Source organism: Micrococcus sp. KRD012, from assembly GCF_017168555.1.
GTDB lineage: Bacteria > Actinomycetota > Actinomycetes > Actinomycetales > Micrococcaceae > Micrococcus > Micrococcus luteus.
The window spans coordinates 27,909-47,438 of record NZ_JABFBB010000010.1 but is presented as its reverse complement, the minus strand read 5'-3'; the positions used below and the strand labels follow the sequence as shown (position 1 = coordinate 47,438).

Here is a 19,530-nt window from a genome sequence, read left to right as displayed (position 1 = left end):
TAGCTCCGTCTCGTGGGCTCGGAGATGTGTATAGGAGACAGCGTCCGGTCCGTCCACGAGCGCGTCCGGTCCGTCCACGAGCGCGCCGGCCACGGACCCCGCGCCGGACCCGACCGAGTCCGCACCCGAGCCGACCGCCACGACGGCCTCCGCGTCCGCGTCGCCCACGTCGGGGGACCGCTCCAGCAGCACCCCCTGACCCCGGCGCCGGGCGCCGTCGTCGGCCGCGGTCTGCACCGTCGACGCGCGGCCGTGGCAGGATCGGGGCGATGACTGAGCACCTGCCCCGCCCCTGCCCGGACGCACCCGGCCCCGACGCCGTGCCGCCGCCCGCCGAGCGCGTCCACGCGCACGACCACAATCGGGACAAGGACCCCGCCCTCGTCCGACGGGAGCCGGTCTCCTTCGTCCGACGTGGTGCGCGCCTGAACGCGGGGCGGCAGGCCGTGTGGGACCGCCAGGCGGAGCGGGTCCTCGTGGACGTGCCTCGCGGCCGCGGCGCCACCTCGGTGGACGGCCAGGCCCGACTGGACTGGGCGGGGGTGTTCGGGCGCGAGGCCCCCCTGCTGGTCGACATCGGCTCCGGGCTGGGCGAGTCAACGGCGCAGGCCGCCGCCGACCGGCCGGACTGGAACGTGCTCGCCGTCGAGGTCTACGTGCCCGGCCTGGCCGCGCTCATGACGCGCGTGGAGCAGCAGGGCCTGGAGAACGTCCGCGCCGTGGAGGCCAACGCCCCCGAGCTGCTGGACGCCCTGCTCACGCCCGGCTCCGTCTCCGAGGTGTGGGTGTTCTTCCCGGACCCGTGGCACAAGAAGCGGCACCACAAGCGCCGCCTGGTCTCCCCCGCCTTCGCGGACCGCGTGGCGCGGGTGCTCACCCCCGGCGGGGTGCTGCGGCTGGCGACGGACTGGTCGGGCTACGCCGTGCAGATGCGCGAGGTGCTCGAGGCGCACCCGGAGTTCGAGAACCTCTTCCCCGGGCGCGCCGCGGGCGAGGACTCTCCGCTCACGCGGGTGCGCCGCGAGGGCAGGGAGACCGAGGTGGGTGCCCAGCCGCTGCCCGCGGGATGGGAGAGCGCGGCCGAGGAGGAGCGCCCCCTGCGCGCCGGCCTGGGCGAGGCGCGGGCCGGCGCGGCGGCCGCGGACCCCGTGGACCACGACGGCGGCTGGGCGCCCCGGTTCGAGGGCCGACCGATCACGAGCTTCGAGGCGAAGTCCCAGCGGGCCGGGCGGCTCGTGTTCGACCTGGCGTACCGCCGCCGCTGAGCACGGGGCCCGACGGGGTCGCTCAGGCCGGGGCGACCGGCCCGGCCGGGTCGGCGCCGTCCGGAACGGGCGACAGCGGCAGGCCGGCGGTCACCCGCGCGGTCGCCGCGAGCGTCACGGACCCGGCGTCCCGGTAGCCCCTCGGGGCGTCCTCGGGGGCCGTCGGCGACCAGCGGGCCGTGCGGTGGCCGCGGACGGCGGCCCCCGCCAGGCCGGGCCGCGGGGCCACCGGCAGCACGGCGGCGTCCGTCCAGTCCCGACGACGGCCGACCGCGCGGCCGACCCGGGCGAGGAGATCGCCCGGGGCCAGGGCGCGGAACGTCCGCCCGGACCGCAGGCCGAGGTGCGCGGCCCGGGCCGCCAGGGCGGCGGGCAGGCCGACCGTGCCCGAGACCACGAGGGCCTCGACGGGACGCTCGGCCGGCCACGGGGCCTCCGCGTCGTCGGGCTGCAGGCCCCGGTCCGCGAGCAGGCGCAGGGCGTGCGCGGCCACGAGCGAGCCGTACGAGTGGGCCTCCACGGCCCCGTGCACGGCGGTCCCGCGGGCGCGCAGGGCCGGGGCGACATCGTCGTCCTCCCCCGGCCCGTGGCGCAGGAACTCCCACCAGGCCCGCACATCCGCGGCGAGCATCGCGCCGCCGCGCCGGCCGGGGCCGTCGAGCACCACCCGCCAGGGCGTGGGTGCGGGGTAGCCGAGCCACCCGATGACGACGGGGCGGGGTGCGCCGGCGGCGCGCTGGGCGGCGGCGAGGTGGGCGGCCTCCCGGGCCGTCCCCCACATGGCCGTCTGGGGGCGGATGCCCATGCCGGAGACGAGCCAGGTCAGGTGGGTGGCGGTCGCGGGGTCCCCCGCGGCGACCACCGCGCGCGGCCCGTCCGGGCCCTCGAGGACGTAGTCCAGCAGATGCCGGGCGGGCAGGTGCGGCTCCATGCCCTCCGGCTTGAGGGCGTGGACGATCCCGTCCAGGGCGCTCCGGGCCTGCCGGCCGAGGCCGTCGCGCCGGGCCATGTCGGCGCGCAGCCGCTCCTGCACGCGGGACCGCGCGGCCGCCCCGAACGACGCCCGGCTCAGTCCTGCTCGGACTGCCACGTGGGCACCCGTCGGAGGCCTGCGACGCCGGAGGGCAGCCTCCGCAGGCCGCTCGGGCAGGCCTCGCCCGCGGTGTCCGCCCCGGCCCGTGCCGCGGCGTGACGGCGGACGGCCATCCGGTCGGCGTAGCGGGCCGAGACGTCACCGCCGGAGCCCACGGTGAAGACGCGGGCCAGGCGGGAGGCGTGGTGGAGGCGGTCCACCTGGGCAGCCAGCTCGACCACGGTGTCCTGCAGCTGCTCGACCTCGCGCTGCAGCGCGATCACGCGGCGGATGCCCTCCAGCGAGATGCCTTCGCGGCTCAGGGTCTGCACGGTCTGCAGCCGCTCGACGTCGGCGAGGGAGTAGCGGCGGTGCCGTCCGTCCTGGCGGGCGGGGACCACGAGGCCGAGCCGGTCGTACTGGCGCAGGGTCTGCGGATGCATGTCCGCCATCTCGGCGGCCACGGAGATCACGAAGACCGGGGCGTGCCGGTCGGGACCCCCCTCGCGGCCCCGGTCCGCACGGGCGGCGCCGTCGCGGGCGCTCACCAGGCTGCCTTCCGGGCCAGCTCCCGCCGCGGATCGTCGCCGGCAGTGGCGGACTGCAGGGCCTCGACGGCGGCGCGGGCGTCGTCGTTGAGCGTGGTGGGCACGGTGACGCGCAGCTCCACGAGCAGGTCACCCGTCGTCGTCCCGCGCTCGACACCGCGGCCCTTCAGGCGCAGCACGCGGCCACACTGGGAGCCCGCCGGCACCTTCACCTTCACGGGGCGCTCCAGCGTCGGCACCTCGATCGTGGCGCCGAGGGCGGCCTCGGGGAAGGTGACGGGCACGGTGATCCGCAGGTCGTCCCCGTCCCGGCGGAAGAACTCGTGCTCGCGCACGTGCACGGTGACCAGCAGGTCGCCGCGGCCGGCCGGGCCGGGCGAGCCCTTGCCGCGGGCACGGACCTTCTGGCCGTCGCGGATGCCCTTCGGGATCTTCACCTCGATCGTCTCGCCGTCCGGGCCGCGCAGGGACACCGTGGTGCCCTGGATCGAGCCGCGGAAGGAGATCGTGGTGGTGGCGGTGCGGTCCGCGCCCTTCGTGGGGCGCGGCCGCGCGTAGCCGGCGTCACCGAAGCCGCCGGGGCCGAAGCCGCCGGTCTGGCCGGCGGCGCCGCCGAACATCCCGCTGAACAGGTCCGACAGGTCGGGCCCGGACTGCGTGGTGCGGGGGCCGCCCCCGCCGCCGAACATGCCGCCGAAGACGTCCTCGAAGCCGCCGCCGCCGGCACCGCCCGGGGCGGAGAACCGGGCGCCGCCGCCCATCGCGCGGATCGCGTCGTACTCCTGGCGCTCCTGGGGGTCGCTCAGGACGGCGTACGCCTCCGAGATCTCCTTGAACTTCTTCTCGGCCGCCTCGTCCCCGGGGTTCTGGTCCGGGTGGTGGGTGCGGGCGAGCTTGCGGTAGGCCTTCTTCACATCCGCATCGGAGGCGTCCTTGGACACCCCCAGGGTCGCGTAGAAGTCCTTGTCCATCCAATCCTGCGAGGCCATGGTGCCTCCTCTCGTGTGCATCGGTCAGGGGGTCGGCCGGCGGCGGGGTGGGCCGCCGGCCGACGGGGTCACTCGTCTCCGGCGGAGACCATCACCTGGGCGGCGCGCAGCACGCGGCCGTCCCGGACGTAGCCGTTGCGGAAGACCTGGACCACGTGGTCCGCGGGCACCTCCGCGTGCGGCTGGCGCATCACGGCCTCGTGCAGGGCCGGGTCGAACTCGACGCCGGCCAGCGCCGCCTGGTCGTGGCGCTCGAGGCCGAGGCCGGCCAGGACGGTGTCGAGCTTGGTCGCGATGGCGGCGAACGGGCCGTCCGTCAGGTCGCCGGCGGCGCGGGCGGCGTCGATGTCGTCGAGCACCGGCAGCAGCGCGGTGACGGCCTTGAGCACGCCGGCGTCCCTGGCCAGGTCGCGGTCGCGGTCCACGCGACGCTTGTAGTTCACGAACTCGGCCTGCAGACGTCGCAGGTCGGTCTCGAGCTCGGCCTCGCGGTCCGAGGCCGCGGGCTGCGGCGCCTCGGTCCCGGCCTCCGCGCCGGCCTCGTCGAGGATGCGCTCGGCCTGGGCGAGGGCGTCGCCGTCCTCGGCCTGCTCGGCCGCGCTCTCGGCGGAGACGCGGGGCTCACCGGTCTCGGGGTCGATGCGGCGACGGTCGTTGAACACGATGGGCTCCTCCTCGGAGCCGCGCTCGGCGTCGGAGGAGCCGTGCGGACGCTGCTGGTCGGCGCTCATGGTGTGTCCTTTCGAAGCGGGTGGGCGCGGCGGGTCCGCCGCGCGGGGGTGGTGCGGGAAGGCCGGCGGGCTGGCCCGGCAGGGGCGCTGCCGGGCCGGCCCGCCGGCGTCGTGGGCCTCCGGGCGGGGCGGGCGTGGACGCCCGCCCCGGCCCCGGGGTGTCAGGCCTTCTTCTCGTCGTCCTCGTCGACCACCTCGGCGTCGACGATGTCCTCATCGTCGCCCTGCGGGGCGGCGGACTCGGCGCCAGCGTCGGCCGACTCCGCGCCCTGCTGGGCGTAGAGGGCCTCGCCGATCTTGACCTGGGAGGCCTGGAGCTTCTCGAACGCGGCGGCGACCTCGTCGTCGTTGTCCTGCTTCTCCAGGGCGGCCTTCAGGGCGTCGACGTCGGCCTGCACCTCGGTCTTGACGTCCTCGGGCAGCTTGTCGCCGTTGTCCTGCAGGAGCCTCTCAACGGAGTAGGCGGACTGCTCCGCCTGGTTGCGGCGGTCGGCGGCCTCGCGGCGCTTCTTGTCCTCGTCCGCGTGGGCCTCGGCGTCCTTGACCATGCGGTCGATGTCCTCCTTGGACAGCGAGGAGCCGCCCGTGATGGTCATCGACTGCTCGGTGCCGGTGCCCTTGTCCTTCGCGGAGACGTGCACGATGCCGTTCGCGTCGATGTCGAACGTGACCTCGATCTGGGGCATGCCGCGCGGGGCCGGGGCGATGCCGGTCAGCTCGAAGGTCCCCAGCGCCTTGTTGTCCCGGGTGAACTCGCGCTCGCCCTGGAAGACCTGGATGGACACGGAGGGCTGGTTGTCCTCGGCCGTGGTGAACGTCTCGGAGCGCTTGGTCGGGATGGCCGTGTTGCGCTCGATGAGCTTGGCCATCACGCCGCCCTTGGTCTCGATGCCCAGCGACAGCGGGGTCACGTCGATCAGGAGCACGTCCTTGCGCTCACCGGCGAGCACGCCCGCCTGCACCGCCGCGCCGATGGCGACGACCTCGTCCGGGTTCACGCTCTTGTTGGGCTCCTTGCCGCCGGTCAGCTCCTTCACCAGGTCGGAGACGGCGGGCATGCGGGTGGAGCCGCCGACGAGGATCACGTGGTCGATGTCGGAGACCTTGACGCCGGCCTCCTTGATGACGTCCTCGAACGGCTTGCGGGTGCGCTCGAGCAGGTCCTTGGTGAGGTCCTCGAACTTGGCGCGGGACAGGTGCTCGTCCAGATGCACCGGGCCCTCGGGGGTCACGGACAGGTACTGCAGCGAGATGCTGGTGGAGGTGGCCGAGGAGAGCTCCTTCTTGGCCTGCTCCGCCGCCTCCTTCAGGCGCTGCAGGGCGATCTTGTCCTTGGACAGGTCCGCGCCCTTGGACTTGGCCTGCTGGAGCAGCCAGTCCACGATCCGCTGGTCCCAGTCGTCGCCGCCGAGGCGGTTGTCGCCGGCGGTGGCGCGCACCTGGATGGTGGCGAAGTCGTCCTCGTCCTTGGCGACCTCGAGCAGGGACACGTCGAAGGTGCCGCCGCCCAGGTCGAAGACCAGGATGAGCTCGTCCTCCTTGCCCTTCTCCAGGCCGTAGGCCAGCGCGGCCGCGGTGGGCTCGTTGATGATACGGGTGACGTTCAGGCCCGCGATCTCGCCGGCCTCCTTGGTGGCCTGGCGCTCGGCGTCGTTGAAGTAGGCGGGCACGGTGATCACCGCGTCGGTGACCTTCTCACCCAGGTACTCCTCGGCGTCGTGCTTGAGCTTCATCAGCGTGCGGGCCGAGATCTCCTGCGGGGTGTACTTCTTGCCGTCCACCTCGGTGGTCCAGTCGGTGCCCATGTGGCGCTTGACGGACGCGAAGGTGCGCTCGGGGTTGTTGACGGCCTGGCGCTTGGCGACCTCGCCGACCAGGACGTCCCCGCCCTTGGAGAACGCGACGACGGACGGGGTGGTGCGGGCGCCCTCGGCGTTCGCGATGACGACCGGGTCGCCACCCTCGAGGGCGGCGACGACGGAGTTGGTGGTGCCGAGGTCGATGCCGACTGCACGGGACATGATGGGGTCCTTCCTGTCTGACGGTGAAGCGGGGGCCGGACCCGCGGGCCGGGGCACCGGCGCCGCAGGGACTTGAGCCTTCATGACTCAGGTTGCCACCGGGGCGGTGGACTGTCAAGTGAACCTGAGTCGACTTCACTCACTTCTGCTTCTGCGAGGGTCAACGCGGGCCGTCCGCGATCCATTCCCGGCGCCGCGGATCCGCTCCGGACCCGCCCGCGCACGCCGCTCAGACCTGGAAACACGACGACCTCACGCGGTTGAATGGCGGAACACGGGGCGTCGCCGACGGCGCGCCCGTCCCGACGGAGAAGGAGCACCACCATGGCCGAGAAGAACGCCGCCGAGTACACCGTCCCGGGCCTGTCCCTGAGCACGGGCCGCCGCACCGCCGAGATCCTCCAGGGCCGCCTGCACGCCCTCAACGACCTGCAGCTCACCCTGAAGCACGCCCACTGGAACGTCGTGGGCCCCGGCTTCATCGGCGTACACGAGATGCTCGACCCCCAGATCGAGCTGGTCCGCGCGATGGTGGACGTCCTCGCCGAGCGCATCGCCACCCTCGGCGTCTCCCCCGCCGGCACCCCGGGCGCCCTCGTGGCCGCCCGCACGTGGGACGACTACACGCTGGGCCGCGCGACGACCCTGGAGCACCTGGCCGCGCTGGACCTCGTCTACGACGGCGTCGTGACGGACCACCGCGCCGCCATCGACGCCACCGAGGACCTCGACCCGGTCACCCAGGACATCCTCATCGACCAGGTGGCCCAGCTCGAGCTGTTCCAGTGGTTCATGCGCTCGTTCCTGACCACCGACGACGGCCGGCTGAGCAGCGCAGGCACCACCACCGAGGCCGCCGCCGCGGGCCGCGTGAAGGGCGCCCAGTCCGCGCCCGCCCCGAAGGCCGGGCGCACGAAGAAGTCGGACGCGAAGAAGTCCAAGAAGAAGTGACCGCGCGCCCCTGAGGCGCCCGCGAGCACGGAGGGCCCGACCGCACCGCCGGTCGGGCCCTCCGTCGCCGTCCGGGCTCAGGCGGCCCGCGCCGGCCACCACACCTTCGGGCCGATGTCCCGCACGAGGGCCGGGATGAGCAGCGAGCGCACGATCAGCGTATCGAGCAGCACGCCGAACGCGACGATGAACGCCAGCTGCACCATGAACATCAGCGGGATCACCGCGAGCGCGGCGAAGGTGGCCGCCAGCACGACGCCGGCCGAGGTGATGACCCCGCCCGTGACGGTGAGGGCGCGCAGCACGCCCGCCCGCGTGCCGTGCCGCGGCGTCTCCTCCCGCGCCCGGGTCATCAGGAAGATCGTGTAGTCGATCCCGAGTGCCACGAGGAAGACGAAGCCGTACAGCGGCACGGTGGGGTCGGCGTCCTCGAAGCCGAACACGTGCCGGAACACGAGGGCCGAGACGCCCAGGGCCGCGCCGAAGCTGACCACGGTGGCCGCCACGAGCAGCACGGGTGCCAGGAGCGAGCGCAGCAGCACCGCGAGGATGACCAGCAGCATCGCGAGGATCAGCGGGATGACGACCCGCAGGTCGCGCTGCGTGGTGACGTTCGTGTCCAGCGCCTGGGCCGCCGGGCCGCCCACGAGGATCTCGCCCGTGGCCGGGAGGTCCGCGAGCCGGTCGCGCAGGCGGGCCACGGTCTGCTGCGCGGCAAGGGACTCGCCCGGGTCCGCCAGGGTGGCCGAGACCAGCACGCGGCCGTCCACCACGCGGGGCTGCGGCTCCGGCGCGGACGCGGCGCCCGCCCCGCCCTCCGCGTCGGTCACGCCCGGGGGTGGGCCCGCGGCGGCCTCGGGGGCGTCCGTGGTGACCTCGGCCTCGGCCACGCCGGGGTCCTCCGCGACGGCGGCGAGCACCGCCTCCGCGTCCCCGGCCGGGGCGAGGATCTGGGCGGGGGCGCCCGCGCCGGCGTCGAAGTGCTCGCTCAGCAGGGCCTGGGCCTGCCGGGCGTCGGAGTCGCCGAGCAGCACGTCCTCCTGGGCGACGCCGTCCGCGCGCAGCTGCAGCAGACCGCCGCAGAGGGCGAGGAGCACGACCGTCGTGGCGACCCAGACGAGACGGGGCCGGCGCGCGACGACGGCGCCCACCCGCGTCCACACCCCGTGGTCCTCCTCGAGGCCGGCGACGGGCCGGCCCGCCCCGTCGCGCGGCGGGGTGAAGGCCCGGCCCCGGGCGGCGCGGCGCTCCGCGCGACGGCGCGCGCGCTCGGGGGACGGGATCGTGGGCCAGAAGGCGGCACGCCCGGTCAGCCGCAGCAGCGCCGGCAGCAGGGTCAGGGCGGCGAGCCACGCGAACGCCACACCCGTGGCGGCCACGGGGCCGAGGGAGCGCGTCGAGTTGAGGTCCGAGGCCATCAGGATCAGCAGGGCGAGGGCCACGGTCGAGGCGGACGCGGTGATCGCGCCGAAGGACCCGCGCACGGCGGCCCGCAGCGCCTCCCCGACGTCCGCCCGGACCAGCAGCTCCTCGCGGTGCCGGGCCACGAGCAGGAGGCAGTAGTCGGTGGCCGCGCCGATCACGAGGATCGAGAGGATGCCCTGGGCCTGGCCGTTGAGCTGGATCCAGCCCGCCAGGGCCATCCCGTAGACGGCCACGATCGCGCCGCAGAGCGCGGCCACGGCCGTCAGGAGCACGAGGACCGGCAGCAGGACGGAGCGGTAGACCGCCACGAGGATCACGAACACCACCGCGAGCGCCACGAGCAGCAGCAGCCCGTCGATCCCCGCGAACGCGCCGCCCAGCTCGGCGACCAGGCCCGCCGGGCCGCCCACGTGCCACTCGGTGTCCGCGGCCACGGTCCCGGCGAGGGCGGGGTCGGCGGCCGCGGGGTCCGCCACGACCTCCCGCAGGTCGGCCACCACGTCGGCCACGGGCCGCTCGGCCCCGACCGAGGAGTCGACGAAGGCCAGGAACTGCACCGCCGCGCCGTCGTCGGAGGGGATCGGGCCGGCGACGTCGGTCACGCCCGGCACCTCGCCCAGCCGGCCCGCGAGGTCCGCGAGCGCGGGGAAGGCGGCCGCGGGGTCCGCTGTGCTCGCCGGGCCCACGACGACGGCGGGCACGGCCTCGCCGTCCTGGAACGCCGCCGCCTCCGCCCCCGCGCGGGTGGACTCGGCCGACGCCGGCAGGAAGGTGGCCTGGTCATTCGAGGAGACGTCGCCGATCTTGCCGAACACGGGGCCGCCCAGGCCGAGCACGGCGAGCCAGACCACGGTGAGCGCCGCGGCCAGGCCCAGCCGCAGCCCCCGAGGGGGACGCCCCGTGGCGGCGGGGGTGCGGAAGGCGGACAGGTCGGGCGATGTAGCTCCGTCTCGTGGGCTCGGAGATGTGTATAAGAGCCAGGGTGTGTATAAGAGACAGGGGCATGCCCCGAGCGTAGGGGATGGTTCGATGATCAAACAACCATGGGGGCTGGCTAGACTCCCGGCCATGACCACGCAGCCCCCCTCCGCCCCCGCGGAGCACCTCGCCGTGGTCCACGCGCTGCGCGTCTTCAGCGAGAGCGCGGAGCACGCCGTCGACGAGGCCGGCCGCGGCGTCGGCCTGCACCGCACGGACCTCAGAGCCCTCGCGTACCTGATGGCCCGCGCGGCGGCCGGTGAGCCCGTCACGGCCTCGGACCTCGGCGCCCACCTGCACCTCACCCGGGCCTCGGCCACCGCCCTCGTGGACCGCCTGGCCGCCGCGGGCCACGTCCGCCGCCACCGGGACGAGGGCGACCGGCGGCGCGTGCTGGTGGAGCACACGGACACGGCCCGCCGCGACGGACAGCGCGCGTTCGAACCGATGTCCCAGCGGCTGAGCGCCGCCCTCGAGGGGTTCTCCGCCGCGGAGCTGCGGGCCGCGGTGCGGGTGCTCGAGGCGGCCACCGCCGCACTGACGGACCCCGCCCCGGAGGACCCGTGACCCGACCGGCGCTCATCGGCCTGGACGGCCGCTCGGGGTCGGGCAAGACCGTCCTCGCCGCCGCGCTCGCGGCCCGGATCGCACCGTTCGCGCGCGTCGAGGTGATCGAGATCGAGTCCATGTACCGGGGCTGGGACGGGCTGGCCGCGGCGGTGGGCGACGACGGCCCCTACCCGGCCGTCGTGCGCGCGCTGCGGGAGCGGGGCACGGCGGCCTGGACCACGTGGGACTGGCACCGCGCCGCCCCCGGTCCGCCGCGGCGGACCGCGCCGGCCGACGTCGTGGTGTGCGAGGGCGTGGGCGCGCTCAGCACCGCCGCCCGACCGCTGCTCGACCTGGCGGTGTGGCTCGAGCTCGAGACCCCCGCGCGGCGCACGCGGGCGCTGGCCCGGGACGGCGAGACCTTCGCCCCGCACTGGGACCGCTGGGCCGCACAGGAGGAGGACTACCTGGCCCGGCATGCCCCGCGCGCCGCGGCGGACCTGGTCCTGCACCCGCCCTCCGCCTGACCGCGACGCCGCCCGGGGTCGGGGGCGTCGGGGTCTGCGTGCGGGCCGGCCGGGCGCCGGCGCCGGGACCGGAGCGGTTCGCTCCGCTTAGGTGTAGCATCGGAGGCGGCGCGCCGCGTCCGGCCGCGTCCCACCCCAGCGCACGGAGACCTCCCCTTCCCATGGCGACACTGCTCTACCGTCTCGGCCTCGGCGCCGCCCGCCGCCCCCTCCTCGTGATCCTCGCCTGGGTGCTCGCCCTGGCCCTCGCCGTCGGCGGGTTCCTCGCCTTCGGCGGCACGCTCTCCTCCACCGTCACCATCCCCGGCACGCCCACCGCCCAGGTCACGGACCGCCTCAAGGAGGAGTTCCCCGAGGCCTCCCGAGGCAGGGGCCAGGTCGTGTTCACCACCGAGGACGGCTCCCCCCTGACCGACGCCCAGCGCGAGCAGATCACCGCCCTGTTGGACGACGTCGCCGAGCAGCCGGCCGTGGAGGGCGTCGTGGACCCGTTCGAGGCCCAGGCCCAGCGGGACGACGCCCGCACCCGGCTCGACGAGGGCCGCACCGAGCTGGCCGACGGCGAGCAGCGCCTCGCGGACGGACGCCAGGAGATCGAGGACGGCCGGGCCGAGCTCGAGCGCCGCGCGGCCGAGGCCGACGCGGGCGAGCAGCGCCTCGCCGAGGCCGCCGCCCAGCTGGACGAGGGGCAGGCCACGCTCGACGCCGCGCGCGCCGACCTCGAGGAGCGCGGCCTGGAGGCCCTGCCGGCCGACGCCCTGGCCCCGCTCCGGGAGGCCGAGCAGAAGGTGGCCGACGGCCAGGAGCAGCTCGACGCCGGCCGCGCCGAGCTCGAGGAGCAGGCGGAGCGCCTCGAGGCCGGGCAGGCCGAGATCGACGCGCGGCGTCAGGAGCTCGAGGCCGGGCAGGCGGAGCTCGGCGACCGGTGGACCGAGCTCGAGGCCGGGCAGGCCGAGCTCGACGCCCAGGCCGAGCAGCTGGCCGCGGGCCGCGCCGAGCTCGAGCAGGCCCGGGACGCCGCACTGGCCGAGGCCGAGGCCGCCGGCATCCCGGCGGAGCAGGTCGCCGCGCAGTTCGCCGACCAGGAGGCGCAGCTCGCCGCCGGCGAGGCGCAGCTGGCGGCCGGTCAGGACCAGGCCGACGCCGCCCGCGCCCAGCTGGAGGCCGCCCAGGCCGAGGCCGACGCGGGCGCCGAACAGCTCGCGGCCGCCCAGGCCGAGGCCGACGACGGCGCCGCCCGACTCGCCGCCGGCCGGCAGCAGCTGCAGGAGTCCGAGGCCGAGCTCGAGGCCGGCCGCGAGCAGGTGGCCGCGGGACGGCAGCAGGCCCTGGACGCGGCCGAGGCTGAGCTGGACGCGCAGCAGCAGAAGATCGACGAGGGCCGGGCCGAGTACGAGCGTGGCGTCGCCGAGCTCGAGGACGGCCGGGCCCAGCTGGCCGCCGGCGCGGAGCGCCTGGACCAGGCCGAGGCCGACCTCGCCGACGGCCGCGCCGAGCTGGACGAGGGCCGCGTCGAGGCCGAGCGCGGCGAGCGCACCCTGGCCCTCGCGGAGGACTTCCGCACCGTGTCCGAGGACGGCAGCACCGCCGTCGGGATCGTCACCTTCACGACGCCGACCCTGGACGTGACCGCCGAGGACAAGGAGGCGGTCACCGGCGCCCTCACCGGCGCGGACATCGACGGCGTCGCGGTGCATCCGTCCCAGGAGCTCAACGCCACCGTGCCCTCCCTGCTCGGCCCGGGCGAGGTCGTGGGCCTCGTGGTCGCCGCGATCGTGCTGATGGTCATGCTCGGCACCCTCGTGGGCGCGGGCCTGCCTCTGGTCAACGCGCTGGTGGGCGTGGGCGTGGGCGCCGCCGGGGCGCTCGCGTTCTCCTCCGCCGTGGAGATGATGTCCGTGACCCCGGTGCTCGGGGTGATGCTGGGCCTGGCCGTGGGCATCGACTACGCGCTGTTCATCGTCAACCGGCACCGCCAGGAGCTGCGACGCGGCACGAGCCTGCACGAGTCGATCGCGCTGGCCACCGGCACCTCCGGCAACGCCGTGGTGTTCGCCGGCGTGACCGTGGTGATCGCCCTCGCGGCCCTGAACGTCACCGGCATCGGCTTCCTGGGCCTGATGGGCACGGTGGGCGCGGTCTGCGTGGCCATCGCCGTGCTCGTGGCGGTGACCCTGACCCCGGCCCTGCTGGCCCTGGCCGGCCCGCGCGTGCTCTCCCGCCGGGAGCGCGCCCGGCTCACCGACACCTCCCCGGCCGTCGGCGAGGGCGCCCACGCCGTGCGCCGCGCCCACCGCCGCGCCACCCTGTCCACGCCGACCGCCCTCGCCACGGCGCTCGCCTCCGTGGCCCTGCTCGTCCTCGTGGCCGTGCCGTTCTGGTCCATGCGCCTGGGCCTGCCGGACGGCGGCTCCGAGCCCGAGGGCTCGGACTCCCAGCTCGCCTACGCGCTCACGGCCGAGAAGTTCGGCGAGGGCTACAACGGCCCGCTCGTGGTCACCGTGGACCTGCCCGCCGGCCTGGACGAGGGGCGCGCCACGGACGCCCAGCTCGACGTCGGCGAGCAGCTGGCCGCCCTCGACCACGCGCACGCCGTGGTGCCGGCGGGCTTCAACGAGGACCGCACGGTCGCGATGTACCAGGTGCTGCCCGAGGAGGGGCCCAACGCGGTCTCCACGGAGGAGCTCGTGCGCGAGCTGCGGTCCCTGGACCCGGCCGGCGAGGCCTCGAACCCGGGCGTGGCGGGGGTGACCAGCGGCTTCATCGACGTCTCGGCCACCCTGGCGGAGGCCCTGCCGCTCTACCTCGGTGTGGTGGTGGGCCTGTCCCTGCTGATCATGATCCTGGTGTTCCGCTCCATCCTGGTGCCCCTGATCGCCACCGGCGGCTTCGTGCTCTCGGTGTTCGCGGCGATGGGCGGCGTGGTGGCCATCTACCAGTGGGGCTGGCTGGGCGCCCTGTTCGGCGTCCACAACCCGGGGCCGGTGCTCAGCTTCCTGCCGACCATCATGGTCGGCGTGCTGTTCGGCCTGGCCATGGACTACCAGCTGTTCATCGCCTCCGGCATGCGCGAGGCCTACGCACACGGCCTGCCGGCCCGCCAGGCGGTGCTGTCCGGCCTGCGCTCGGGCCGCGCGGTGGTGATGGCCGCGGCGATCATCATGATCTCCGTGTTCGGCGGCTTCATCTTCGCCGAGGACGCGATGATCCGCCCGATCGGCTTCGGCCTGGCCTTCGGCGTGCTGCTGGACGCGTTCGTCGTCCGGCTGCTGCTGATGCCGGCCCTGATGCACCTGCTCGGGGACGCGGCGTGGTGGCTGCCCCGGTGGCTGGACCGCATCATGCCGGACGTCGACGTGGAGGGCGCCCAGCTCGAGCGCGCCCACGCCCCGGCGCACCCCTCCGGCCCTGTCCCCCCGCCTGACGCCCGCTCCCGGCCCCGATCGGCCGGGGACGGGCGTCTATCCTGGGCGGATGCGTCCCACCTCCTTCTCCCCCGCCGCCGGCTCCCCCGTCCTCGTCCTGCTCGAGACGGACACGGACGGCGCCCCCGCCCCGCGACTGGCAGACCCGGCCGTCCCGCACCTGAGCGTCACGGACCAGGGGGTCACCCGCGGCGACGGCATCTTCGAGACGGCGCTCGCCGTCGCCGACGGGCTCGGGACCCTGCGCATGCGCAAGCTCGGAGCCCACCTCGGCCGGCTGGCCGCGTCCGCCGCCGCCCTGGAGCTGGCCGCCCCCGAGGCGGCGGCGTGGGAGGCCGCCGTCGCGCTCGGCCTGCGGGCGTTCACCGAGGCCAACGACGTCGCGCCCGGGGACCGTCTCGCCGTGCGCCTGACCGTCACCCGCGGCCCGGACGCGGCTCCCGGCGCGGTGCCCACGCCCACCGCGTGGGCGCTGCTGAGCCCGGCCCCAGTGGTCGAGGACGAGGAGCGGCGGCGGGGGCTGCGGGTGCTGCTGCTGGACCGCGGCATCGACTCGCAGGCCCCCGAGCGCTCCCCGTGGCTGCTCACCGGTGCGAAGACCCTCTCCTACGCCGTGAACATGGCCGCCCTGCGCTACGCCCGCGCCCACGGCGCCGACGACGTCGTCTTCACCAGCGCGGACGGCTACCTGCTCGAGGGCCCCACCTCCACGGTGCTGATCGTGCGCACCGGGGAGGACGGCGTCCGCCGTCTCCTCACCCCGCTGCGCCAGAAGGGCATCCTCGCCGGCACGTCGCAGGCCGTGATCTTCGCGGCCGCCCACGCGGACGGCTGGGAGCTCGGCTACGGCCCGCTCGTCCCGGCGGACCTGAAGGGCGCCGAGGGCGTCTGGCTCGTCTCCTCGGTGCGCGGCGTCCTGCCGGTGCGCGCCGTCGACGGCGTCGAGATCCCCGTGGACCACGAGCTCACCGGCATGCTGCAGGCCCATCTGGACGCCGACGGCGACCCCGGCCGGCACGTCAGCGGCGACCCGGTGCCCACCGCGGGCTAGGCTGGGGACCGGCCCGTCCGGCGTCGTCGGCCGCGGCCGCAACCGCACGTGAGATCCCCGACCACGGAAGGCGCACCATGAACACGCTCGCCCAGAAGGCCCTGTCCGCCGGCATAACGCTGGTCGGCGGCATCGTCGGCTCCCGCGTGGTCGCGGGCGGCTGGCGGCTCGTCACCGGCCACAGCGCCCCGGACGACGCGGCCGACGAGACGCTGCCCCTCGTCGAGGCCCTGTCCTTCGCGTTCATCTCCGCGGGCGTCGCGGCGCTGCTGAAGGTCGCCGGCCAGCGCGGCGCCGGCGCCGCGATCCGCAAGGTGTCCGAGTCCACCGCGCACCGCGTGGACCACGAGGTCTGAGCCGCCCGCGACCACCACGACGACGGCCGCCGCCCGGAGGGATCCGGACGGCGGCCGTCGTGCTGTGCGGGGTGGTGTCAGCGGCGCCCGCGTGGCCGGGCGCCGGCGCGGCGCGGCCCGGGGTCCGCCGGGGGCTCGGCCCGACGGACGACGGCGGCCAGCTCGTCCCGGTGCAGCAGCTCACGGCGGGCGTGCTTGGTGCGGTAGCCCGTGCGGCCCACCAGGTGGGAGGCCACCGGGGCCGTGACCATCTGGGTGACCCAGGCCAGGAACAGCACGGGCAGCCACACCCACGAGCGCCACTCGATCGCCAGCCCCGCGAGCATGAGCAGCAGGCCGAGGACCTGCGGCTTGGCGGCGGCGTGCATGCGGGCCAGCAGGTCCGGCAGCACGAGCAGGCCCACGCCGGCCACCAGGGAGAAGAAGGCGCCGCTGACGATCAGGAACGCGGCCAGCCAGTCCAGGAGCGTGGCGGTCTCGGTCATCGGCCCTCCTCCCCGCCCGGCACGTCCGTGGTGCCGGGCACGCGCGCCTGGTCCTCGAGCGAGTGGTCCGGGCGCCGGTCCTCCGCGAAGCGCGCCACCGTCACCGAGCCGACGAAGCCGACGGCGGCGGCCAGCACCACGAGGACCACGTGGTGGGTGTGGCGGTGCACGGCCATCTCCAGGACGAGCATCCCGGAGAACACCACGAGCAGCACGTCCGTGGCGACCGCCCGGTCCAGCAGCGAGGGGCCGCGCACGATCCGGTAGAGCGCACCGACGGCGCCGACCACGAGCAGCGCCCCGCCGGCCCACGTGGCCAGGTCCATGGGGTCCATCAGGCCTCCTCCTTCGGGGGGCGGGCGGCGGGGGGCGCCGAACTCGGGAAGCGGCGGACCAGCTCGAGGTCCTCACGCGTGCCGACGGCGCGGATGATGCCCGCCTCCACGTCGAGGGCCTTGGCGCGGAAGCCCGCCACGTCCTCGTCCGTGGTCGCGTCGAGCACGTGCAGGTACAGGACGGAGCGGACCCGGTCCACGTCCAGCACGATCGAGCCCGGCACCAGGGCCAGGGCGTGGCTGACGAGCGTGATGATGAGGTCGTCGTGGCTGCGCAGCGGGACGCCCACGATCGAGCCGCGGGCGCGGCGGCCACGCAGCAGCACCGTCCCGGTCACGTTGACTGAGGCGCGCACGACGTCGACGAGGAACCGCACCGTGAACACGAGGGACCACCAGGGGTTCAGACGGCCGCTGAACGGGATGTCCGGCATCGGGAAGAGCCCGATGATCAGCAGCGCGAAGGCGAGGCCGGTCAGGGCCACGTGCGGAGCGAAGTCCTGCCACAGGGCGCACCACACGGCCACCATCACGAGGATCAGCGGCCACTGGGCCACGATGCCCCGGATCCCGTCGGGGCGCACCACGCCGCGGCGGGCGGAGTCACTTCCGGGCATCGTGCACCTCCGTCGGGTCGACGCTGAGGGTGGCCGCGGCCCGCTCGGCCGCGGCGTCGTCGAGCACCGCCGCGATGTAGGGCGAGCGGTCGAGCATGTCCGTGGCGGCCTCGTCGGCCAGGGCGAACAGCGGACCGGCGGCCACCGTGAACACCAGCGTCAGGCCCACGAGCGCCGTGGTGGGCAGCACGAGGCCCGGCTCGAGCGGGCGGGGGCGCTCGCCACGGGCGACGGCCCGCTCGTAGGCGGCCACGAGCTGGGCGGGCGGGTGCTCCACGTCCTCGACGCGGCGCCAGAACGCGCGGGTCCACACGCGCACCACCACGAGCAGGGTCAGCAGGGACACGAGCAGGGACACGCCCACCAGCGTGTAGGCCAGGGGCGTGGCCTGCTCGACGCCGCCGCGCAGCAGGCCGACCTTGCCGAGGAAGCCGGAGAACGGCGGGATGCCGCCGAGGTTGAGCGCGGGCACGAGGAACAGGACGCTCACGAACGGGGAGACCTTCGCCAGGGACCCGAGGCGGTCGATGTTCGCGGTGCCGGCGCGGTTCTCGATCAGGCCCGTGACGAGGAAGAGCGCGGTCTGCACGGTGATGTGATGGGCCACGTAGTACACGGTGGCCGTCAGCCCCGCCTCCGTGGCCAGGCCCAGGCCGAAGATCATGTAGCCGATGTGGGAGACGAGGATGAAGGACAGGATGCGCTTGATGTCCGTCTGGGCCAGCGCGCCGAGGATGCCCACCACCATGGTCAGCGCGGCCACCACGAGCAGGAGCGCGTTGACGTGCTCCCCCGGGAAGAGCAGCGTCTCGGTGCGGATCATCGCGTACACGCCCACCTTGGTGAGCAGGCCCGCGAACACCGCGGTCACCGGGGCGGGCGCGGTGGGGTACGAGTCCGGCAGCCAGAAGGACAGCGGGAACACGGCCGCCTTGATGCCGAAGCCCACCAGGAGCAGCACGTGCAGGACCATCTGCACGTCGGTGGGCAGCTCGCCCAGCTTCACGGCCAGGTCCGCCATGTTCACGGTGCCGGTGGCCGCGTAGATCATCGCGATCGCGATCAGGAACACCACCGAGGAGAGCACGGAGACCACCACGTAGGTGATGCCCGCGCGGATGCGCTGGGCGGTGCCCCCCATGGTCAGCAGCACGTAGGAGGACGTCAGGAGGATCTCGAAGCCCACGTAGAGGTTGAACAGGTCGCCGGCGAGGAACGCGTTGGACACGCCCGCCACGAGGATCAGGAACGTGGGGTGGAAGATCGAGACCGGCCCGCCCTCGTCCCGGTTGATCAGCCCCTGCGCCGAGGCGTACAGCAGCACCGCCAGGGTGATCAGCGCCGACACCACGAGCATGAGGGCCGAGAGCCGATCCACCACGAGGCTGATGCCCAGCGGGGCCGGCCAGCCGCCGAGGTGGACGGCCGCGACCCCGGTGTCCCAGACCGCGGCCAGCAGCAGCGCGTCCAGCACGAGGGTGAGCACGAGCGCGGAGACCGTGACGGTGATCTGCGCGCGGGGGCGGCGCACGAGCATGAAGGTCACGGCCGCGCCCAGCACGGGCAGCATGACGGCCAGCGGGGCCAGGTCGGTCAGGGGGACGGAACCGATGCTCATGCGCGCTCCCCGCCCTCGGGACGGCGGCCGCGGGACGCTGCCCCGGATCCGGTGGGCGCCTGGGGGGCGGGCGTGGCGTGCTGCACCTGGGGCCGTGCCTCCGTCGCGTGCTCGTAGTGGGCGTTGGGGTCCGCGGCGTCGTCCAGGAACTCGGAGGACTCCTCCACGAGCTCCGCGTCGTCCTCCGCGTCCCAGGCGGGCATCCGGGCGATCTTGACGTCCTCCGCGTCCACCTCGACCTCGTCCTCGCGGACGAGCAGCCACGAGCGGTAGATCATGGCGGTCAGGAACGCGACCACGGCGAAGCCGATCACGATCGCGGTGAGGATCAGCGCCTGCGGCAGCGTGTCCGCGTACTCGTGCGGGTCCCGTCCGCGCACGAACAGCGGGGCCAGGCCCGTGCCGCCCGAGGCGAGGAACAGCAGCATGATGGCGCCGTTGTTGATCAGCACGATGCCGAGCAGGATGCGCGTCAGGCTGCGCTCGAGCACCAGGTAGATCCCCCCGGCGAACATCACGCCCATCGCCAGGAGCAGGGCCAGGTCGACGGTCATCATCGGGCGGCCTCCGGGGCGTCGGGGGTGGAC

At 75.1% G+C, this 19,530-nt stretch carries 18 protein-coding genes and 1 pseudogene; 7 read left to right on the top strand and 12 right to left on the bottom strand.

The genetic code is table 11. The features are described from left to right. Positions 1-237, bottom strand: a 237-nt coding sequence (locus J1M37_RS05640) for a hypothetical protein (RefSeq protein ID WP_206452282.1), incomplete at its 3' end; no start/stop codon positions are given. A 32-nt stretch (positions 238-269) separates the two neighbouring features. On the opposite strand from J1M37_RS05640, the gene trmB reads away from it, so the two are divergent. Beyond that, positions 270-1,265, top strand: coding sequence for a tRNA (guanosine(46)-N7)-methyltransferase TrmB (gene trmB, locus J1M37_RS05635; protein ID WP_020626479.1), 996 nt, complete (start codon positions 270-272; stop codon positions 1,263-1,265). 22 nt (positions 1,266-1,287) lie between these two features. Here the strand turns inward: trmB and J1M37_RS05630 are convergent, their stop codons facing one another. From J1M37_RS05630 to dnaK, 5 genes are all read right to left on the bottom strand, one after another. Beyond that, entirely contained in the window at positions 1,288-2,355 is a 1,068-nt protein-coding gene (locus J1M37_RS05630; RefSeq protein WP_342345121.1) for an alpha/beta hydrolase, read from the bottom strand. Further along, positions 2,334-2,885, bottom strand: coding sequence for a heat shock protein transcriptional repressor HspR (locus J1M37_RS05625; protein ID WP_020626477.1), 552 nt, complete (start codon positions 2,883-2,885; stop codon positions 2,334-2,336). Before J1M37_RS05625 ends, J1M37_RS05630 begins: the two co-directional genes overlap by 22 nt. Continuing rightward, positions 2,882-3,874 (bottom strand): DnaJ C-terminal domain-containing protein, encoded by a 993-nt coding sequence (locus J1M37_RS05620; protein ID WP_036317238.1) that lies wholly within the window; start codon positions 3,872-3,874, stop codon positions 2,882-2,884. Before J1M37_RS05620 ends, J1M37_RS05625 begins: the two co-directional genes overlap by 4 nt. A 68-nt stretch (positions 3,875-3,942) precedes the next feature. Beyond that, positions 3,943-4,605 carry a nucleotide exchange factor GrpE gene (locus J1M37_RS05615; protein WP_036383663.1) on the bottom strand — a complete coding sequence of 221 codons (663 nt, stop codon included), beginning with the start codon at positions 4,603-4,605 and terminating at the stop codon, positions 3,943-3,945. Positions 4,606-4,766: 161 nt separating this feature from the next. Next, positions 4,767-6,626: a molecular chaperone DnaK gene (gene dnaK, locus J1M37_RS05610; RefSeq protein WP_206452281.1), complete on the bottom strand. Its 1,860-nt coding sequence runs from the start codon at positions 6,624-6,626 to the stop codon at positions 4,767-4,769. Between the two features lie 324 nt (positions 6,627-6,950). On the opposite strand from dnaK, the gene J1M37_RS05605 reads away from it, so the two are divergent. Continuing rightward, positions 6,951-7,577, top strand: a complete 627-nt coding sequence (locus J1M37_RS05605) for a Dps family protein (RefSeq protein WP_206452276.1) — start codon at positions 6,951-6,953, stop codon at positions 7,575-7,577. 77 nt (positions 7,578-7,654) lie between these two features. Here J1M37_RS05605 and J1M37_RS05600 read toward each other — a convergent pair whose 3' ends face one another. Continuing rightward, positions 7,655-9,931, bottom strand: a complete 2,277-nt coding sequence (locus J1M37_RS05600; protein WP_206452305.1) for an MMPL family transporter — start codon at positions 9,929-9,931, stop codon at positions 7,655-7,657. A 139-nt stretch (positions 9,932-10,070) separates the two neighbouring features. Between J1M37_RS05600 and J1M37_RS05595 the strand changes: the two genes are divergently transcribed. The 5 genes and pseudogenes from J1M37_RS05595 (at position 10,071) to J1M37_RS05575 (ending at position 15,888) form a co-directional block, all read left to right on the top strand. After that, positions 10,071-10,547, top strand: a complete 477-nt coding sequence (locus J1M37_RS05595; protein WP_036317223.1) for a MarR family winged helix-turn-helix transcriptional regulator — start codon at positions 10,071-10,073, stop codon at positions 10,545-10,547. Continuing rightward, the gene (locus J1M37_RS05590; RefSeq protein WP_049146213.1) at positions 10,544-11,056 is read left to right on the top strand and encodes a para-aminobenzoate synthase component I; all 513 of its coding nucleotides are present in this window, start codon (positions 10,544-10,546) and stop codon (positions 11,054-11,056) included. The genes J1M37_RS05595 and J1M37_RS05590 overlap by 4 nt, the downstream gene beginning before the upstream one ends. A gap of 161 nt (positions 11,057-11,217) precedes the next feature. After that, positions 11,218-14,466 (top strand): annotated as a pseudogene (locus J1M37_RS05585) (MMPL family transporter); the annotation flags it as partial. A 64-nt stretch (positions 14,467-14,530) separates the two neighbouring features. Next, on the top strand, positions 14,531-15,532 hold the full coding sequence (locus J1M37_RS05580; protein ID WP_036340021.1) for an aminotransferase class IV: 1,002 nt from the start codon (positions 14,531-14,533) through the stop codon (positions 15,530-15,532). A 77-nt stretch (positions 15,533-15,609) separates the two neighbouring features. Continuing rightward, the gene (locus J1M37_RS05575; RefSeq protein ID WP_010080219.1) at positions 15,610-15,888 is read left to right on the top strand and encodes a DUF4235 domain-containing protein; all 279 of its coding nucleotides are present in this window, start codon (positions 15,610-15,612) and stop codon (positions 15,886-15,888) included. Between the two features lie 77 nt (positions 15,889-15,965). Here the strand turns inward: J1M37_RS05575 and mnhG are convergent, their stop codons facing one another. From mnhG to J1M37_RS05550, 5 genes are read right to left on the bottom strand one after another with little or no spacing between them, the layout of a single operon-like run. Further along, positions 15,966-16,373, bottom strand: coding sequence for a monovalent cation/H(+) antiporter subunit G (mnhG, locus tag J1M37_RS05570; RefSeq protein WP_036340024.1), 408 nt, complete (start codon positions 16,371-16,373; stop codon positions 15,966-15,968). Then, positions 16,370-16,708: a monovalent cation/H+ antiporter complex subunit F gene (locus tag J1M37_RS05565; RefSeq protein ID WP_036317163.1), complete on the bottom strand. Its 339-nt coding sequence runs from the start codon at positions 16,706-16,708 to the stop codon at positions 16,370-16,372. The genes mnhG and J1M37_RS05565 overlap by 4 nt, the downstream gene beginning before the upstream one ends. Then, complete coding sequence (locus tag J1M37_RS05560; RefSeq protein ID WP_101967512.1) at positions 16,708-17,325, bottom strand: Na+/H+ antiporter subunit E; 618 nt, start codon at positions 17,323-17,325, stop codon at positions 16,708-16,710. The genes J1M37_RS05565 and J1M37_RS05560 overlap by 1 nt, the downstream gene beginning before the upstream one ends. Further along, positions 17,312-18,943 (bottom strand): Na+/H+ antiporter subunit D, encoded by a 1,632-nt coding sequence (locus J1M37_RS05555; RefSeq protein WP_206452274.1) that lies wholly within the window; start codon positions 18,941-18,943, stop codon positions 17,312-17,314. Before J1M37_RS05555 ends, J1M37_RS05560 begins: the two co-directional genes overlap by 14 nt. After that, positions 18,940-19,500, bottom strand: a complete 561-nt coding sequence (locus J1M37_RS05550) for an NADH-quinone oxidoreductase subunit K (protein ID WP_052001218.1) — start codon at positions 19,498-19,500, stop codon at positions 18,940-18,942. Before J1M37_RS05550 ends, J1M37_RS05555 begins: the two co-directional genes overlap by 4 nt. Positions 19,501-19,530: the final 30 nt, after the last annotated feature.

Bases quoted from the DNA above. Each gene is read 5' to 3' on its own strand.
- trmB (WP_020626479.1), top strand. From the start codon at position 270: ATGACTGAGCACCTGCCCCGCCCCTGCCCGGACGCACCCGGCCCCGAC.
- J1M37_RS05620 (WP_036317238.1), bottom strand. From the start codon at position 3,874: ATGGCCTCGCAGGATTGGATGGACAAGGACTTCTACGCGACCCTGGGG.
- J1M37_RS05615 (WP_036383663.1), bottom strand. From the start codon at position 4,605: ATGAGCGCCGACCAGCAGCGTCCGCACGGCTCCTCCGACGCCGAGCGC.
- dnaK (WP_206452281.1), bottom strand. From the start codon at position 6,626: ATGTCCCGTGCAGTCGGCATCGACCTCGGCACCACCAACTCCGTCGTC.
- J1M37_RS05605 (WP_206452276.1), top strand. From the start codon at position 6,951: ATGGCCGAGAAGAACGCCGCCGAGTACACCGTCCCGGGCCTGTCCCTG.
- J1M37_RS05595 (WP_036317223.1), top strand. From the start codon at position 10,071: ATGACCACGCAGCCCCCCTCCGCCCCCGCGGAGCACCTCGCCGTGGTC.
- J1M37_RS05580 (WP_036340021.1), top strand. From the start codon at position 14,531: ATGCGTCCCACCTCCTTCTCCCCCGCCGCCGGCTCCCCCGTCCTCGTC.
- J1M37_RS05575 (WP_010080219.1), top strand. From the start codon at position 15,610: ATGAACACGCTCGCCCAGAAGGCCCTGTCCGCCGGCATAACGCTGGTC.
- mnhG (WP_036340024.1), bottom strand. From the start codon at position 16,373: ATGACCGAGACCGCCACGCTCCTGGACTGGCTGGCCGCGTTCCTGATC.
- J1M37_RS05565 (WP_036317163.1), bottom strand. From the start codon at position 16,708: ATGGACCCCATGGACCTGGCCACGTGGGCCGGCGGGGCGCTGCTCGTG.
- J1M37_RS05560 (WP_101967512.1), bottom strand. From the start codon at position 17,325: ATGCCCGGAAGTGACTCCGCCCGCCGCGGCGTGGTGCGCCCCGACGGG.
- J1M37_RS05555 (WP_206452274.1), bottom strand. From the start codon at position 18,943: ATGAGCATCGGTTCCGTCCCCCTGACCGACCTGGCCCCGCTGGCCGTC.
- J1M37_RS05550 (WP_052001218.1), bottom strand. From the start codon at position 19,500: ATGATGACCGTCGACCTGGCCCTGCTCCTGGCGATGGGCGTGATGTTC.